This is a genomic window from Flavobacterium sp. Flavsp81, from assembly GCF_059491325.1.
Window position 1 is genome coordinate 4900489 of the sequence record NZ_CP168505.1, and the last position, 17907, is coordinate 4918395.

Below are 17907 nucleotides of genomic sequence, written 5' to 3' on the forward strand. Positions count from 1 at the left end.
GCCAAAGATTTACAACAATATGATACCAAAAAGCAAAGACGCAAGTACCGAAGAAAAGATAAAAGAAGCGGCAAGAACAGTATTCACACAAAAAGGATATTCTGCTACGCGTACTCGTGATATTGCCGAAGAAGCTGGAATTAATTTGGCGCTTTTAAATTATTATTTCAGAAGTAAAGAAAAACTTTTTGAATTGATAATGTCCGAGAAAGTAGCAAAATTGTTTGGTGTAATTGCCCCCATAGTTAATGGTGATAAAACTTCTGTTGAGGAAAAAGTAACCCTGATTGCTGATGCTTATATCACAATGTTGATTCAAAATCCTGGTTTGCCTTTATTTGTTTTAAGTGAAATAAGAAATAATCCCGAACATTTTGCGAACAAAGTACAAGCTGGAAGATTATTGACTGAATCCGTTTTTGTAAAACAATTGACAGAAAGTAAACCGGATATTAACCCGTTGCATTTTATTATCAATATTTTATCGATGTGTATTTTTCCTTTCATCGCAAAACCCGTTTTAGAATCAGCGGGAGTAATGACAGCAAATCAAATGAATGATTTTGCAGAAGAAAGAAAAACACTAATTGTACAGTGGTTTAAAGCTATGATCAACTCGTAGCTATTTTTTTGGACTAAATTTAATCAAATGATTAAAACAAATTGTTAAATATTAAAAAATTGAGTATGAAAAGGTTATTTGTATTTATACTGGTTTTTATACCTGTATTTCATTTTTATGCACAGCAAAATGATAAGCTATTGCGACTTCAGGATTGTTATAGACTGGCAGAAGAAAATTATCCCTTAACAAAGAAACGAGATTTAATTGCCAAAAGCAGTGAATTCAATATTGATAATATCGCCAAAGGCTATTATCCCAAATTTGACATTTTTGGTCAGGCAACGTATCAGTCAGACGTTACAAAGCTGCCAATTGGCCTTCCTGGAGTTGATGTTCCAATTTTAAATAAAGATCAATATCGCGCTTACGCAGAAGTGAATCAGCTGGTTTATGACGGAGGAAATTTAAAACAGCAGAAAGAAATGGCAGAAAAACAAACCAAAGTTTCACACCAGCAGCTTCAGACTGATTTGTATGCCGTAAAACAGCAGGTAACAGAATTGTATTTTGGAATTTTGGTTTTTGATGAACAACTGCATCAAAATGATTTACTTAAAAATGATATCAATATCGGAATAAAAACCGTTCAGGCACAGCTTAATAACGGCACAGCTTACCTAAGCAGTTTGGATTTGCTTAAAGCAGAATATCTAAAAGCAGATCAAACGGCAATTGGCATTCGCAATTACAAAAAAGCGTATTTGGATATGCTGGGGCTTTTCATCAACTTAGAATTATCTCCACACACGAAATTAGAAACTCCTGATAATATTGTGAATTCAATAGAAATTAATCGTCCTGAATTACAGCTTTTTAATTATAGAAATGAATATCTGGAGCTAGGAAAAAAAACAGTCGACATTGCCAATCTGCCCAAATTTAATTTCTTCGTACAGGGCGGTTACGGAAATCCGGGACTCAATATGCTTGAAGTGGGCTGGAAACCCTATTACATTGGCGGAATAAGACTGAACTGGTCATTAACAGGACTTTATACAAATAAAAAACAAAAACAGATTATTGATATTAATAAGCAACAGCTCGAAGTTGATAAAGAAGTTTTCCTTTTCAATACCAATCAGTCTATAAAAAAACAGAGTGCAGAAATAAGAAAACTGGAAGAATATCTCGCTTCTGATAATGAAATCATTATGCTGAGAAACAATGTAAAAAAAGCAGCTTTAGCACAATTAGATAATGGCGTGATTGATTCCAGTGATTATTTGCGTAAAGTAAATGAGGAAAATGCGGCAACACAAAACAAAATCATTCATGAAACAGATTTGCTTTTGGCAAAATACAGACAAAAACTAATAACCGGTAATTAAGCATAAGATGAAAAAAACAGCATTTATAATAATAGCATCAATAGCAATATCATGTTCAGAAAATAAAAATGAATTTGATGCAACTGGAACTTTTGAAAGTGTAGAAACCATTATTTCGGCAGAAGCGGGAGGAATAATTAAAGATTTAAAAGTTGAAGAAGGGAATGTTTTAAAAGAAAACGAAGTCGTAGGTTATATCGACACGATACAGCTTTCGCTTAAGCGTCAACAGCTTTTGGCACAAATTAAAGCAACGCAGAGTAAAAAACCAGACATCAATTCGCAGTTAGATGTTTACAAGGAACAATTAAAACAGGCAAAATTAGATCAGCAGCGCATGCAAAATCTGGTTAAAGCTGATGCCGCGACCAAAAAACAACTTGACGATGCCACCACAAAAGTTGCCGTTACGGAGAAACAAATTACAGCATTACAAAAGCAATTAGATATCAGTACAACCGGAATTGATGATGAAACCCAAACCTTAAAAATTCAGGTACGTCAAATTGAAGATCAGCTTTTTAAATCAAAAATTACCAATAGAACAAACGGAACAGTTTTGACAAAATATGCTGAGGCAGGAGAGATGGTTACAATTGGTAAACCGATTTATAAAATTGCCGATTTATCGACTATAATTCTTAGAGTTTATATTACCGGAGATCAATTACCGGACGTAAAATTAAACAACAATGTAAAAGTTTTTGTAGATGCCAAAGACAAAACCTACAAAGAATACAGCGGTGTTGTAGAATGGATTAGCGATAAAGCCGAATTTACCCCAAAAACAATTCAAACAAAAGACGAACGCGCCAATTTGGTATATGCCGTTAAAGTGAGAGTTAAAAATGATGGTTACCTGAAAATTGGAATGTACGGCGAAATCAAACTTTTAAAATAATGGAATCTGTTGTTGTAAAAAATATTACCAAAACCTACGGAAAGGAAAAAAAAGTTGCCGTAAATGATGTTTCATTTTCGGTAAACAAAGGCGAGCTTTTTGGATTAATTGGACCTGATGGAGCTGGAAAAACAAGTATTTTCAGAATCCTGACGACGCTTTTACTGGCTGATAACGGTTCGACTTTTATTGACGGACTCGATGTGGTAAAAGATTTTAAATCCATCAGAAATACGATTGGTTATATGCCGGGGAAATTCTCCTTGTATCAGGATTTGACTGTCGAAGAAAACCTTAATTTTTTCGCCACATTATTCGGAACGACCATTGAGGAAAATTACAACTTGATCAAAGATATTTATATTCAGATTGAACCGTTTAAAACCCGAAGAGCAGGAAAATTATCAGGAGGAATGAAACAAAAACTGGCTTTGTGCTGTGCACTGATTCATAAACCAAATGTTTTATTTCTGGACGAACCTACAACCGGAGTTGATCCTGTTTCCAGAAAGGAATTTTGGGAAATGCTCAAAAAACTGAAACAGCATATTACAATTATCGTTTCAACGCCTTATATGGACGAAGCGAATCTTTGTGATCGTATTGCATTGATCCAGGACGGAAAAATTCTTTCGATTGATAGTCCGGAAAATATAATCCAGAATTATCCGGATGAACTTTTTGCCGTAAAAGCGGTAAATATGTATGAGCTTTTGAAAGCTTTGGTGATCTATCCAAATCGGTTAATGAGTTATGCTTTTGGAGAATTTGCTCATTTTTCTTTCCAGAAAAACCCGGATATAGCAGATTTATTACAGTTTTTGGAAACAAAAGGAATTAAAAATATAGAGATCAAAGAAGCTGCTGTAACAATAGAAGACAGTTTTATAAAACTCTTAAGTTAAAATTATTTTTATGAACGAGAAAGTAATTTCATGCAAGGCATTAATCAAACGATTTGGAAATTTTACTGCCGTAGATTCCATCACTTTTGAAGTGGAAAAAGGAGAAATTTTCGGATTTCTTGGTGCAAATGGTGCAGGGAAAACAACGGCGATGAGAATGCTTTGCGGATTGTCGAACCCAACATCAGGTGAGGCAAAAATTGCAGGTTTTGATATTTATAAAGAAACCGAGAAAATAAAGAAAAGTATAGGTTATATGAGTCAGAAATTCTCGTTGTATGATGATTTGACGGTTCAGGAAAACATTACTTTTTTTGCCGGAATTTATGGTTTGAGCGATAAAGTAATCATAGAAAATAGTGCTGCACTTTTAAAACAATTGGGAATGGAAGATCAGGCTGACAAAAGAGTAAGTTCACTTCCGTTAGGATGGAAACAAAAACTGGCTTTTTCAACCGCCATTATCCATAAACCTGAAATTGTATTTCTGGATGAACCTACAGGCGGCGTTGATCCCGTAACGCGCAGGCAATTTTGGGATTTGATTTATGAAGCATCCGGAAAGGGAATTACCATTTTTGTAACCACGCATTATATGGATGAAGCCGAATATTGTAATAGAGTTTCTATAATGGTCGACGGAAAAGTAGAAGCACTTGATACGCCAACAAACCTAAAAAAACAATTTAGCGTAACCACAATGGATGAGGTATTTTATCACCTTGCCAGAGAAGCCAAACGAGGAGAATAATTTATACTATGAAACAATTTATAACATTCGTAAAAAAAGAATTTTTGCACGTACTGCGTGACAAAAAAACGCTGCTGATTCTCTTTGGGATGCCGGTGGTGCAGATTCTTATTTTTGGTTTTGCTTTAACAAATGAAGTAAAGAATTCACAAATAGTTGTGGTCGATTATGCCAAAGATATTGCTTCACAAGAAATCATTACTAAAATAGAAGCAAGCCGCTATTTTGAAATTAGAAAAAGCCTTGCAGGAAGCAAAGAGCTGGAGGCCGCATTTAGAACCGGAGAAATCAAAATGGCAGTAATATTTCCGGTAGGATTTAATAATCAGCTTTTGCATCAGAATAAAGCGCAGATTCAGGTTTTGGCAGATGCTTCTGATCCGAATAATGCGACAACATTAACCAACTATGTTACGGCTATTATAAACGATTATCAGGCAGAATTGAATCAGGAAAATCAGACGCCATTGCAGATAAAACCTGAAGTGAAAATGTTATACAATCCGCAGTTAAAAGGAGCACCAAATTTTGTTCCCGGTGTTATGGCTTTGGTTTTAATGCTCGTCTGCGTTATGATGACGGCCATTGCTATCGTAAAAGAAAAAGAAACCGGAACTATGGAAATTCTTTTGGTTTCGCCATTTAAACCTTTAATGGTAATACTTTCAAAAGCGGTTCCGTATCTCTTACTTTCAATGGTAAATGTAGTATCCATTTTGTTATTGAGTGTCTTTGTTCTCGATTTGCCAATTGCCGGAAACATACTTTTGCTTTTTGCAGAAAGCACTTTGTTTATTATAACCTGCTTGACTTTGGGAATTTTTATTTCAGTTAAAACGGATTCACAGCAAACCGCAATGTTGATTTCGTTACTCGGAATGCTTTTGCCAACATTACTTTTCAGCGGATTTATGTTTCCTATCGAAAACATGCCTCTGCCTTTGCAGTGGTTTTCAAATGTTGTGCCTTCAAAATGGTATTACATCATTGTAAAAGGAATTATGATAAAAGGATTAGGATTCTCCTATGTATGGAAAGAGACTTTAATCCTGTTCGTAATTACCATTTTCTTATTGATTGTAAGTCTTAAAAGCTTTAAAAAACGTTTGTCATGAGAACCATCAAATTTTTGCTCATCAAAGAGTTCAAACAAATATTTCGTAATCGCGCCATTTTAGTCGTGATAATGGTAATGCCTGTTATCCAGCTTATTATTTTACCGCTAGCCGCAAATTATGAAATCAAAAATATCAATCTGGCGGTGGTTGATAACGATCGTTCCGATTATTCCAGAGATTTAATCAATCAGGTTGTAGCTTCAGGCTATTTCAAATTAAGAACTTATAACGATTCTTATAAACAGGCCTTCAAACAGTTAGAAGAAGACAATGCTGATTTAATTCTGGAAATTCCACGCGGTTATGAACAAGATCTTATAAAAGAAAACAAACAACAGCTTTTTATAGGAGTAAATGCCATTAACGGAACAAAGGCTGGATTAGGTGCCGGTTATATCAGCGATATTATAAGAGAATATAATAGTGGATTGCGAAAAAAAATGAATGTTCCCACAAGTTTTAATGCCATTCCGGTAATAGAAATAGCATCATCAAACTGGTACAATCCGTATTTAAATTACCAATTACATATGGTTCCGGGAATCCTGGCTATTTTGGTAACACTTGTTGGCGGTTTTCTTTCGGCATTAAATATTGTAAAAGAAAAAGAAGCCGGAACAATCGAGCAGATTAATGTTTCTCCGGTAAAAAAATACCATTTTATTTTAGGAAAATTAATTCCGTTCTGGATTCTCGGCAATGTCGTTTTTACATTGGGATTATTAGTCGGCTGGATTTTTTATGGAATAATTCCGCTTGGAAATATTTTGGTTTTATACGCTTTTATAGCGGTTTATTTACTGGCTATTTTAGGTTTTGGATTATTGGTTTCCACAATTTGTGATACGCAACAGCAAGCCATGCTTATCATGTTCTTTTTTGTAATGATTTTTGTTTTAATGGGCGGTTTGTTTACGCCAATAGACAGTATGCCAGACTGGGCAAAAACCGTTTCAAAATTAAACCCGATAAGTTATTTTATTGATGTAATGAGAATGGTTATTATAAAAGGGAGTGGTTTTAGAGACATTCAAAAACATATTTTAATCATTATTGGTTTTGCTATTGTATTAAACATCGCAGCCATTTTTAATTATAGGAAAACATCGTAAACCTGCCTTAACTTTTTGTGGCGAAAAAGGTATTCTCTCCACTCAAAGTGTGCTACGAATGCACCACAAAGTTTTTGAGTGTTTTTATAAATATTGAAAAGTGATATAAAAGAAAAAACCCTGCAAATCGTTGGATTTGCAGGGTTTGCCGCTTTTTTTAGGCTTTTTGAAAACTTTGAAAATCTTGTTTTTTCTTTGTTTTTGAGCCTTCGCGGAGAAAGAGGGATTCGAACCCCCGGACCTGTTACAGTCAACAGTTTTCAAGACTGCCGCATTCGACCGCTCTGCCATTTCTCCAGTATGTTGCTATCATTTGCTGATTGCGAGTGCAAATATAGTGCGCTTTTTCGATTATAAAAACTTTTTCTGTCCTTTTTTGATGATTATTTTAAAGAAATTTTCAAGTGCTTCATAATCAGTATTTATTTTCGAAATATTTTCACCTTAAATGACATATTAATCCAAAATAGGTATCGGTTTTTTGTTTTCATCAACGGCAACAAACGAAAAAGTTCCTGAAACTACAGTTTCGCGGAGCTCCGTATACATTTGTTCCATGAAAATATCAACATGAATTTTACAACTTGTTCTTCCCACACTAATCACTTTTGCTACCAATTCGATTAAAGTTCCTGCCGGAATTGCTTTTTTAAAATCAATTTGACCCGTCGATATTGTTACAACCTTCTTTCGGCTGAATCTCGTGGCACAAATAAAAGCAACTTCATCCATGAGATGCAGTGCAGTTCCTCCAAATAAAGTGTCGTAATGGTTTGTTGTGCTCGGAAAAACAGCTTTAAAAATATGTGTCTCAGATTTTATGATTCTTTCCTCTACGGTTCCCATAATTAATAGTTTACGTATTCAGTAATCTCTAATCCGTAGCCTATCATTCCAACACGTTTTGTCTGTTGGGTATTTGACACTAGTCTGATTTTAGAAATATCTATATCGTGCAGAATTTGGGCACCAATTCCGTAATCTTTAGTATCAATAACTACTTTTGGGGCTTTCATGGTACCTTGTGATTGTAATGCTTTTAGTTCAGAAATTCTGTTTAATAAGTTTACAGCCGACATATCCTGATTAATAAAAATAACGGCTCCTTTTCCATCTTCATTGATGATCTTAAACATATCGTCTAATTGTTGATCAACATTGTTAGTTAAAGTTCCCAGTAAGTCATTATTCACCTGAGAAGAATGGATTCGGGTTAATATTGATTCGCCTAAATTCCAGGTTCCTTTGGTTAATGCAATATGTATTTGTTTATTGGTCGTTTGTTCGTAAGCTCTTAATCTGAAAGTTCCGAAACGGGTTTCTATATCAAAATCTTCTTTTTTAACGATCAGACTGTCATGCTGCATTCTGTAGGCAACTAAATCTTCAATTGAAACTAATCTTAAATTGAATTTTTTAGCTACTTCTACCAATTGTGGTAAACGTGCCATTGTTCCGTCTTCATTTAAGATTTCACAAATTACTCCGGCAGATTTAAAACCCGCTAACCTTGCAAAATCTATTGCTGCTTCTGTGTGTCCTGTTCTTCTTAAAACACCTCCTTGTTTGGCAACCAATGGGAAAATGTGTCCGGGACGTGCTAATTCATGCGGTTTGGTATTCGGATCTACTAAAGACAAGACTGTTTTTGCTCTGTCAGCGGCAGAAATCCCTGTGGTAACTCCATTTCCTTTTAAGTCAACCGAAACTGTAAAAGCAGTTTCCATATGATCTGTATTATTGGTCACCATTGGACGCAGATCAAGCTCCTTGCAACGGCTTTCAGTAAGAGGAGTGCAAATTAACCCACGCCCATGAGTAGCCATGAAATTAATCATTTCCGGTGTTGTTTTTTCGGCTGCAGCCAAAAAATCTCCCTCGTTTTCACGATCTTCATCATCGACTACAATGATTATTTTCCCCTGACGAATATCTTCTATAGCTTCTTCAATGGTATTAAGTTGTATTTTTGTTGTTGACATAATTATTCTGCGTTTTGAGAAGGGAAAAACCTCTCGGAAATTTTTTGAAATAGTTGTTGAATTGGAGTTGTTATTGCATCAAAATTGACCAAGCCATTATCATTTGTAGCCCGATAAGTCAATAAAATTGCAAGCGGTAATAGGATAAATGAAGACATCCAGGCACCCATAAAAGGTGTCATTCCACCTTCTTGTGAAAGTCTTTTTCCAAAAGTATTGATAAAATGGAATGTAATAAAAATTAAAACGGCAAATACAATTGGTAATCCAAGCCCTCCTTTTCGGATAATGGCCCCCAATGGTGCACCGATAAAAAACATTAAAAAGCAGGCAAAGGCAATAACAAACTTTTCGTATAAAGCTGTCAAGTGCTTATTGATGTCACGCTGTTTATCTTTTAATTCTTTCTGTGTTGATTCTATAGAATAGAGGGTGCTGGTCATATTGCTGGCAGCCATATCTAAAATTCCTTTTCTTTGTTTATTGTTATAAAGTGATAAAAGGTTATTAGGTAATGATTTTTTCTTTTTTTCTTTGTTATTTGTAACTAAAACAGGTTTGGAGATACCTACTCTTTGATTTATATTTTCAGCAAAAGAAATGACTTCATTATTTCTGTTTTTATTTAGCGAGTCAAGTGTATAGCGTAATTCATTAACATTTAGCATGTTGCTTGTGCTGTTAATGCTTTCGTTTTCAGTATCTACTTTATTTAATTCAGATAAGTCAATATTGATGATTTGTTTTTTAAATGCTCCCTTGACAAAAGGCAATTTAGCTCTGTCTTCGTATTTTTTTGGAGTCACATCCTGATAATAATAGCCATCATTAAGGACTAATTTCAAAATACTGGATTCTTCGCTGCTTATCAATTTTCCGTTCTTAGCTTTGATAACGGTTTTATTTTCTCCTGTATTAGTTGGTTTTTCATGAATAGTAACTCCTGTCAGGATATTACCATTCTCGCCGGATTTTTTATTTACTTTAATATTATAAAAACCAACATCATTAAATTGGCCTTCAGCAATTGCCATAGCAGGTTTGGCCTGAGCAATGTTTTTTCGGAAATTAATAAATTTATATTCAGCAAAAGGGATTACATTGTTTGAAAACCAAAAAGCAACAATACTTAATATGAATATAAAGATGATTAAAACCCGCATCGCTCTTTGCAATGATATTCCTGAAGATTTCATAGCGGCGAATTCATAATTCTCAGCTAAGTTTCCAAATGTCATAATTGAAGCTAATAAAACCGATAATGGTAAAACTAACGGTATTATACGGGGCATGGAAAAAAGCAGGAATTTTACAATCAGTATAAAATCCAAATCCTTACCTGCAAGTTCAGAGATAAAGAGCCAGACCGTTTGAAGTATGAATATAAAAAAAAGGATTACAAATACCGTAGTAAATGTAATCAGGAATGTTTTTAATAAGTATTTGTCTAAAATTTTCAACCTTGTAATTAATCTAATTTATTGATGTAGTACTTTGGATATTTACTCGCTACAAATGTAAATTGATTTTTTGATAAAGGCTGATTGGTTTTAAAAGAATTAACGGTTAAAGTTGTTTTTGTACCATTTTTTCCGGTTTCAATTAAATTATAGATGTGTTTTGTCTGTACATCAATACCCAATAGGATCTCTTTTCGCTGATCTTTTGTATTTGCAGGTGCTAATTTGATGTATTGAATTTTTCTTCCCTTAACATTTTGAACAATATCCATATTGTATTTGTATCCTGAATTGAAAAAAGTAAGCATTTTTGAAGGCGTTATGGCATTATCATCTTTTTCATTTACTTTAGAAATAGTAACTTCTTCATCTTCAGGAACAATTGTGTACGTTTTTTGACCATCAAATATTTTGGTTACACCCATGAAATTCAATACATACTGATTGCCTTTCATAATTACATTTCCTTTGCTGTCCTGATTAATATTTTCTTTAGCATTATTTAAAGAATATTTAAAATCAATAGTAATGTTATTGTAGCTTTTTATTTTAGCTGTTACCTGGTTCAATAAATCTTTGGCCTTTTTATCCTGAGCCTGAATAGAGGTAAAGCTCAAAAGAAGTAAAATAGCCATTTGAAGAACTCTTTTACTTTTTTTTGTGATAGAATTGTGGTTGATTTCTTGAATTTTTGTTTTCATGGTGGGGTTTAATTTTGTTCATTATTAAAAAATTGGTCAAGAGCACTTAAATCTAAGATGTTTACACTACGTGCTTTACTGCCTTCAAAAGGGCCAACGATCCCGGCTGCTTCCAGCTGATCTATTAGACGGCCTGCCCTGTTGTAACCCAATTTTAATTTTCTTTGCAATAATGAAGCTGAACCTTGTTGCGCATTGACAATAATTTCGGCAGCTTCTCTAAATAAAGTATCTCTTTCGGAAATATCCATATCAAGATTAATGCCACTTTCTTCGCCAACGAACTCAGGAAGTAAATATGCCGTAGCATATGCTTTTTGTGAACCGATGAAATCTGTAATTTTTTCGACTTCGGGAGTGTCGATAAAGGCGCATTGTACACGAACCACATCGTTTCCGTTAGTATATAATAAATCTCCTCGACCAATTAACTGATCGGCACCCTGAGTATCCAGAATTGTTCTTGAGTCAATTTTTGAAGTTACTCTAAAAGCGATTCTCGCAGGAAAGTTTGCCTTAATTAAACCTGTAATAACATTTACAGAAGGCCTTTGTGTTGCAATAATTAAGTGAATACCAATAGCACGGGCTAATTGAGCCAGACGGGCAATCGGAATTTCGACTTCTTTACCGGCAGTCATAATCAAATCGGCAAATTCATCGACTACCAGAATAATATAAGGTAAAAATCGGTGTCCGGCTTCCGGATTTAATTTTCTGGCTTTGAATTTATCATTGTATTCTTTGATATTTCTAACCATTGCATCTTTCAATAAAGAATAACGATTATCCATCTCGACACAAAGTGAGTTTAATGTATTGACCACTTTTGCATTGTCTGTAATAATAGCATCTTCAGTATCCGGAAGTTTGGCTAAATAATGTCTTTCAATTTTATTGAATAAAGTAAGTTCTACTTTTTTCGGATCGACCAAAACGAATTTTACTTCAGCAGGATGTTTTTTGTATAAAAGTGAAGTTAATACCGCATTTAATCCAACCGATTTTCCTTGTCCCGTAGCTCCGGCCATCAATAAGTGAGGCATTTTGGCTAAATCGACAACAAAAGTTTCGTTAGAGATGGTTTTCCCTAAAGCAATTGGAAGTTCCATTTCAGCTTCCTGAAATTTAGCAGAACCAATTACACTTTTCATCGAAACCATAGTCGGATTCTTGTTTGGAACCTCGATACCGATAGTTCCTTTTCCAGGAATTGGCGCAATGATACGAATTCCTAATGCTGAAAGTGATAAAGCAATATCATCTTCTAAACTTTTGATTTTAGAGATCCTGATTCCGGCTTCCGGTACGATTTCGTATAAAGTTACCGATGGCCCAACGGTTGCCTTGATCTGTGCAATTTCAATTTTGTAGTTACGAAGTGTGTCTACAATTTTGTTTTTATTTTCCTCTAATTCTTCCTGATTGATTGTAATTCCGCCAGTCGAATATTCTTTTAACAAATCGATGGTTGGGAATTTATAATTCGATAAATCTAGAGTTGGATCAAATAATCCAAAGTCGGCGACCAGGCGTGAAGCCAGATTTTCTTCGATAATATCTTCTTCTTCCGCTTTTTCAATAACAAATTCTTCAGTATGAACCGGCGTTTCTGATACCGGATTTATATTCATTTGAAGCGGCTTCAAAATTGGGTTCAAATCGATTTCTGATGAATTTGAAATAGTAGGTTTTAAAGCTTCTTTGTTGATTTCGAATTGAGAGATATCCGTTTTTAAATGAATATCATCTAATTCTTCCTCATTTTCTTCAATAGCAAATTCCTCTAAATTATAGGCGTTTTGTGTTTGTTGGGATGTGGTTATGGAGCTCAATTCTGACTTGATTTCATTTTTAGTGGAGTCAAAATAGGATTGAATTTTTTCCGGAGATAATTTAATTTTGAAAATCAAATATACAATTAATCCAAAAAGCAGTACTAATAAAGTTCCTGTTTTTCCGATGTAATCCTGTGAGAATAAATTAAGTTCGTAACCAATAGTTCCACCCAATTCAGGTGCTGATGTAGCAAAGAATCCAAATAAAACAGAAACAATAATGATGGCAAATAAATCCCAAAACCAGATGTTTTTTAGTTTGCCTGTGGAAAGCTCCAATGCAAAAAACATTCCGGTAAGGAAAAATAAGCGTACAAAAATAAATGAAGCAATTCCGAATCCTTTGTATACTATTAAATCGGCAAGGTAAGCGCCAAATTTTCCCAGCCAGTTCTGCACGACTTCAGTACGATCGCCAAGCTGACTTACAGCGCTTTGATCTGATTGTCCGTTGATGTAAAAGGAAATGAATGCAACTAACAGTGCAATAGAAAACAGTACTAAAAGACAGCCAAAAACAAATTTTTGTTGTTTGGATAACTTCCAGGATCTTTTAGTCTCAGCTTTGGTTTCGTTTTTTTTGCCTAAAGTTTCTTTTTTGTTTGTCTTCGCCATTTTTACGTCTCCTGTTGCCTAAATAAATTTTGGTATATAAATAATTAAGCCTGTTGCTATTGCTGTCATTGCAGCAAAAAATACAGCTCCGGCTGCAATATCTTTAATAAATCCGATTCTTTCGTGATAATTAGGATGAATAAAATCGGCTACTTTTTCTACAGCTGTATTCAGACCTTCTATACTGAGTACAAGACCAATTGCAAGGGTTTGAAAAAGCCATTCTTCATGAGAAATGTGAAAATAGAAACCGGCAATAGTCATTATAATTCCTAACGAAAATTGTACCATGACACTGTGTTCAGTGGTTATCAATTTTAAGGCACCTTTAAAAGCGTATGTAACGCTTTTAAGTCGGCCTTTAACAAAAGTATTGTCTTTTTGGAATTCCATTCTTTAATTATAGTGCTGCTAAAGCTGCTTCGTAATTTGGTTCGTTAGCAATTTCGGCAACTTGTTCCGTATGCGTGATTTTTCCGTTGGCATCAACAACAATAATTGCTCTTGAATGCAAACCTGCCAAAGGTCCGTCAACGATTTCCAAACCATTTTGTTTACCGAAATCACCTGCTTGAAAATCAGATAGGTTAACTACATTTTCTAATCCTTCAGCACCACAAAAACGTTTTTGTGCAAATGGTAAATCTCTTGAAATACACAAAACAGTTGTGTTTTCTAAATTACCGGCACTTTCGTTGAATTTTCTAACAGAAGTTGCACAAGTTCCTGTATCAACACTCGGGAAAATATTCAAAACTAATTTTTTTCCTGCAAAGCTGCTTAATGAAGCTATTGATAAGTCATTTTGGACTAATTTGAAATCAGCTAATTGTGAACCAACTGCTGGTAATTCGCCTGATGTATGAACCGGATTTCCTCCTAGTGTAATTGAAGCCATGTTTTTTGTTTAAATTAATGAGGTTCAAAAGTAATGATTAAAATTTGAATCTAAAAGTATTTGTTGTGGGTTATGATGACAATTAGGTGAGTTTTAAGACTAACGAAAATTTGTGAATTTTAGTATTTTCCAATGTCATCCTGAGCGGAGTCGAAAACCTTATTCGTACTAAAGCCTTCGACTCCGCTCAGGATGACAAAAATTATAGATATTCTCTTTATTCTACAATCTTTCTCTATTTTCTTTTTTCCGCGAGAGGGATGGCAGCAGGCTACCGAAGTAGCGCGTACAGCCCGACAGCATTAGGGAAAGGGGCGAATATAGATATACTGGATTTGCCCCTTTTTTCTAATGGTGACTTGCCCTTATTATTTTAGATTTCAGAAGATAGATTTTAGATTTGTTGCAGAGTGTGAATATAACCTTATATACTTTACACATTCTTAAAACATTTCACAAAAAAAGCGCCTCTTTTTCAGAAACGCTTTCATCATTTTTTATAAGAGATTTAATCATTTATCTATTGAACCTAAAACACGTTTCATGAACGCATTTAACGCTTCTTTTTTATCCGTGCCCTGAACCACCATTTTGTGTACTTCAAGTGCACCGTACATATTTGAAATCAATTCGCCAATTACATCTAATTCTTCATCTTTTAGAGAAGGAATCTCAGTCATTGCTTCCAGAACTTCAATCGTTTCGATGATGTAATCCTGATCGTTTTCTTCGATAAATTGGGTCAATTGCTTTATTACGGGTAATTTCATTTTTTAGATTTTAGATTACTGGATGATTCGATTTTTAGATAAGATTCGAAAAATCTAACAGTCTAAAAATCTAACGATCGATTTACGCAATAGCGTTTACCAAATCAATTAAAACTTCTTGTTTGTTGGTTTGAGTTTCACCAACCAATTGTCCGTTTACGAAAGTGGCGAAAGTAGGCAGGTTGCTTACATTGGCCAGTTTTCTTGATTCCGGAGAATTTTCAGCATCAACCAAAACAAAAGTGATAGCTTCGTTTTCTGTTGCTAATTTTTTAAATTTTGGTTTCATAATACGGCAATTTCCACACCATGAAGCTGAATATTGTACTACTACTTTTTCGTTTTTAGCAACTAAATCTGCTAATGTATCTTCGTTTAAGTCGATTAACATAGTTTTTGTTTTAAGGTTCAAAGTGGCAAAGGTTCAAAGGAACAAAGCTGTTGAACTTTGTAAAATACAGCAAAGAAAACCTTTGCCGCTCTGTGCCTATGAACCTTTGTACCTTTATAAAATTAGTTCGCACTCAAGTACTCAGCAGTACTGATTCTGTCAGCAGACATAGCTTCTTTACCGGCTTCCCAGTTTGCAGGACAAACTTCACCTTTAGTTTGAATGTGTGTGTAAGCATCAACCATTCTTAAGTATTCGTTTACGTTACGTCCTAATGGCATATCGTTTACGCTTTCGTGGAAGATTTTTCCGGTTTCGTCAATTAGGTAAGTAGCTCTGTACGTTACGTTTGAACCTTCGATGATTACTGAATCAGTTTCTTCGCTGTATTCTGTAGTTTCAATATCTAAAATTCCTAAAATGTTAGATAAGTTACGGTTTGTATCAGCAAGGATTGGGTATGTTACACCTTCGATTCCACCGTTGTTTTTTGGAGTGTTTAACCAGGCAAAATGTACTTCGTTTGTGTCACATGAAGCTCCGATTACGATAGTATTTCTTTTTTCAAATTCTGGTAATGCAGCTTGGAAGGCGTGTAATTCAGTTGGACATACAAAAGTGAAATCTTTTGGGTACCAAAACAAAAGAACTTTTTTGTTATTGTTTACTGCTTCTTCAAATATATTGATTTTTAAATTATCACCCATTTCTGAGATAGCATCTACTGCAATACTTGGGAATTTTTTTCCTACTAAAGACATATTTTTCGTTTTTAAGTTAAAAATTTATTTCTGGTGCAAAAGTAGTCTATAAGTTTATTTACTTACAATAAGATGCAATTATTAATATTTATTAAATAATAGTTTTTTGTTATGGTTAAAATAAAATTATTGTAAGTTATTGAATGTCAGTATTTACCGGAAGTATTCCGTTGCAGTTATTATTTTCAAGAAATTGAATTCCTGCCATTTTTTGAAATTCTTCAAAATCCTGATATGCCTGAACTAACAGTGAAGCCTTTGAAAGGTTAGGAATTATGGGCAAAACATACGGATTTCCGAAGACATAAAGGATGCATTTTTTAGTTTGAAGCAAATTCGAAAGCAAATCCAAAACTTCATGGTTTATCTCAAAATTATTCATTGGTTTTGCCTTTGGAACAAATAATGAAATGATTATGGTTTCGAAGTTTTCCAGCTCTTTTTTGATTTCCGAAATATTTGAATTTTCTAAATTTTCAAAAGCAAATTCCGGAGAAGCTAAATTTGGATTTAATGTTTTGAAGAAAGTATTTTCGGTATTTTTATATAAACTCAGTTTTGCTAATTGATTGTTTTTTTGTGCTTCAAAAGCTAAAGTTGTATTTGAATTATCAATTATTTTTGTGATTGCATTTTGCGCAATTTCAAGATTTAATGCTGATGCTTTTTCGAAATTTAATTCACCGGTTGCAGAAAAAGAATTATTTAAAAGGCCAACTTTTTCTTTGGCTTTCATGATTCGGTTATAGCTTTCAAATATGCGATCAGGTGAAGCATTTTTAAAGATGGCTTCAATTCCTTCGGGAACATTTTCGGCAAAACATAAAATATCATTTCCGGCATTAAAAGCTTCCCATTCCAGTTCGCCTTTGGTTTGGTATAATTTAGAAACGCTGTGCATGTTTAAGGCATCTGAAATAACCAAACCGTCATAACCTAATTTTTTACGCAAAAGCGACTGAATAACTGATTTTGATAAGGTGGCCGATGTGTCTTTTCCTTCATTCAAACTAGGAACAGCCAAATGACCGATCATAATGGAGTCGACATTGTTTTCGATTCCTTTGATGAAAGGATATAATTCGTTTTCCAGTAATTCTTCTAAACTCTCTTTTAAAACCGGCAACCCTAAATGCGAATCTACATTGGTATTTCCGTGTCCGGGAAAGTGTTTCAGACAGCCTAAAATGCCAACTTCTGACATTCCTTTTAAATATGCTACGGCAAAATGTGCGACTTTTTCTTTGTTTTCACCAAAAGAACGATAGCCAATAACGGGATTATTCGGGTTATTGTTGATGTCTGCCAAAGGCGATAAATTATAATGAATTCCGGCTGATTTTAAATCTAAACCAATTTGTTTCCCTACTTCATAAACCAAATTCGATTTATTTTCAGGCAAAGCACCAAGCGTAATGGCGTACGGATATTGCGGTGTTTTTTCGATACGCATGGCTAAGCCCCATTCGGCATCAATACTAATTAAAAGTGGAGTAGAAGCACATTTTTGATAACGAATGATCAAAGCTTTGATTTTTTCGTAGCTGTCATCATTAAAAACGATTTTTTTCTTGCTTTCGTAGTTCGTAGCTGCGCTCGCACGACTATGAAAAAAAGTCAGTCCGCCAATATTATGTTCTTTGATTAAACGTTCGGTGTCCTGAATATTTTCTTCGGTATCATTTATAAAAACAGCAGGAAAAAAAAATTGTCCCACTTTTTGTCTTAATGCTTCGGCAGTGATTTTCATT

18 protein-coding genes and 1 tRNA gene are annotated in these 17907 nt (G+C 34.4%); 7 read left to right on the forward strand and 12 right to left on the reverse strand.

All coding sequences use genetic code 11. The features are described 5' to 3' along the window. Positions 1–19: 19 nt before the first annotated feature. The 7 genes from ACEN92_RS20235 to ACEN92_RS20265 all read left to right on the forward strand — a co-directional run bounded on the left by ACEN92_RS20235 (position 20) and on the right by ACEN92_RS20265 (position 6740). Positions 20–622: a TetR/AcrR family transcriptional regulator gene (locus ACEN92_RS20235; protein WP_495640129.1), complete on the forward strand. Its 603-nt coding sequence runs from the start codon at positions 20–22 to the stop codon at positions 620–622. A gap of 65 nt (positions 623–687) precedes the next feature. Further along, positions 688–1953: a TolC family protein gene (locus ACEN92_RS20240; RefSeq protein ID WP_495640130.1), complete on the forward strand. Its 1266-nt coding sequence runs from the start codon at positions 688–690 to the stop codon at positions 1951–1953. Positions 1954–1960: 7 nt separating this feature from the next. Next, a complete protein-coding gene (locus ACEN92_RS20245) occupies positions 1961–2854 on the forward strand; it encodes an HlyD family secretion protein (protein ID WP_495640131.1) in 894 nt (297 codons plus the stop codon). After that, the gene (locus tag ACEN92_RS20250) at positions 2854–3759 is read left to right on the forward strand and encodes an ABC transporter ATP-binding protein (RefSeq protein WP_495640132.1); all 906 of its coding nucleotides are present in this window, start codon (positions 2854–2856) and stop codon (positions 3757–3759) included. Before ACEN92_RS20245 ends, ACEN92_RS20250 begins: the two co-directional genes overlap by 1 nt. A gap of 10 nt (positions 3760–3769) precedes the next feature. Further along, positions 3770–4510, forward strand: coding sequence for an ABC transporter ATP-binding protein (locus ACEN92_RS20255; protein ID WP_495640133.1), 741 nt, complete (start codon positions 3770–3772; stop codon positions 4508–4510). A gap of 8 nt (positions 4511–4518) precedes the next feature. Next, positions 4519–5625, forward strand: coding sequence for an ABC transporter permease (locus ACEN92_RS20260; RefSeq protein ID WP_495640134.1), 1107 nt, complete (start codon positions 4519–4521; stop codon positions 5623–5625). Continuing rightward, the gene (locus ACEN92_RS20265; RefSeq protein ID WP_495640135.1) at positions 5622–6740 is read left to right on the forward strand and encodes an ABC transporter permease; all 1119 of its coding nucleotides are present in this window, start codon (positions 5622–5624) and stop codon (positions 6738–6740) included. Before ACEN92_RS20260 ends, ACEN92_RS20265 begins: the two co-directional genes overlap by 4 nt. A 212-nt stretch (positions 6741–6952) precedes the next feature. Here the strand turns inward: ACEN92_RS20265 and ACEN92_RS20270 are convergent. From ACEN92_RS20270 to ACEN92_RS20325, 12 genes are all read right to left on the reverse strand, one after another. Further along, a tRNA-Ser gene (locus ACEN92_RS20270) sits at positions 6953–7037 on the reverse strand. A 159-nt stretch (positions 7038–7196) separates the two neighbouring features. Beyond that, entirely contained in the window at positions 7197–7586 is a 390-nt protein-coding gene (locus tag ACEN92_RS20275; protein ID WP_495640136.1) for an acyl-CoA thioesterase, read from the reverse strand. A 2-nt stretch (positions 7587–7588) separates the two neighbouring features. Next, on the reverse strand, positions 7589–8722 hold the full coding sequence (gene ribB / locus ACEN92_RS20280) for a 3,4-dihydroxy-2-butanone-4-phosphate synthase (RefSeq protein WP_495640137.1): 1134 nt from the start codon (positions 8720–8722) through the stop codon (positions 7589–7591). Between the two features lie 2 nt (positions 8723–8724). Beyond that, entirely contained in the window at positions 8725–10182 is a 1458-nt protein-coding gene (locus tag ACEN92_RS20285) for an LptF/LptG family permease (RefSeq protein WP_495640138.1), read from the reverse strand. Positions 10183–10190: 8 nt separating this feature from the next. Further along, a complete protein-coding gene (lolA1, locus tag ACEN92_RS20290) occupies positions 10191–10817 on the reverse strand; it encodes an outer membrane lipoprotein periplasmic chaperone LolA1 (protein ID WP_495642365.1) in 627 nt (208 codons plus the stop codon). Positions 10818–10891: 74 nt separating this feature from the next. Next, on the reverse strand, positions 10892–13336 hold the full coding sequence (locus ACEN92_RS20295; RefSeq protein WP_495640139.1) for a DNA translocase FtsK: 2445 nt from the start codon (positions 13334–13336) through the stop codon (positions 10892–10894). A gap of 18 nt (positions 13337–13354) precedes the next feature. Then, positions 13355–13729, reverse strand: a complete 375-nt coding sequence (locus ACEN92_RS20300) for a diacylglycerol kinase family protein (protein WP_495640140.1) — start codon at positions 13727–13729, stop codon at positions 13355–13357. Between the two features lie 7 nt (positions 13730–13736). Further along, a complete protein-coding gene (gene tpx, locus ACEN92_RS20305) occupies positions 13737–14234 on the reverse strand; it encodes a thiol peroxidase (RefSeq protein WP_495640141.1) in 498 nt (165 codons plus the stop codon). 512 nt (positions 14235–14746) lie between these two features. After that, positions 14747–15004: a DUF6952 family protein gene (locus tag ACEN92_RS20310; RefSeq protein WP_017495510.1), complete on the reverse strand. Its 258-nt coding sequence runs from the start codon at positions 15002–15004 to the stop codon at positions 14747–14749. An 82-nt stretch (positions 15005–15086) separates the two neighbouring features. Beyond that, positions 15087–15395: a thioredoxin family protein gene (locus tag ACEN92_RS20315; protein WP_007805605.1), complete on the reverse strand. Its 309-nt coding sequence runs from the start codon at positions 15393–15395 to the stop codon at positions 15087–15089. Positions 15396–15517: 122 nt separating this feature from the next. After that, a complete protein-coding gene (locus ACEN92_RS20320) occupies positions 15518–16156 on the reverse strand; it encodes a peroxiredoxin (protein ID WP_495640142.1) in 639 nt (212 codons plus the stop codon). A 136-nt stretch (positions 16157–16292) separates the two neighbouring features. Further along, the gene (locus tag ACEN92_RS20325) at positions 16293–17906 is read right to left on the reverse strand and encodes a glycoside hydrolase family 3 protein (protein WP_495640143.1); all 1614 of its coding nucleotides are present in this window, start codon (positions 17904–17906) and stop codon (positions 16293–16295) included. Position 17907 lies beyond the last annotated feature (1 nt).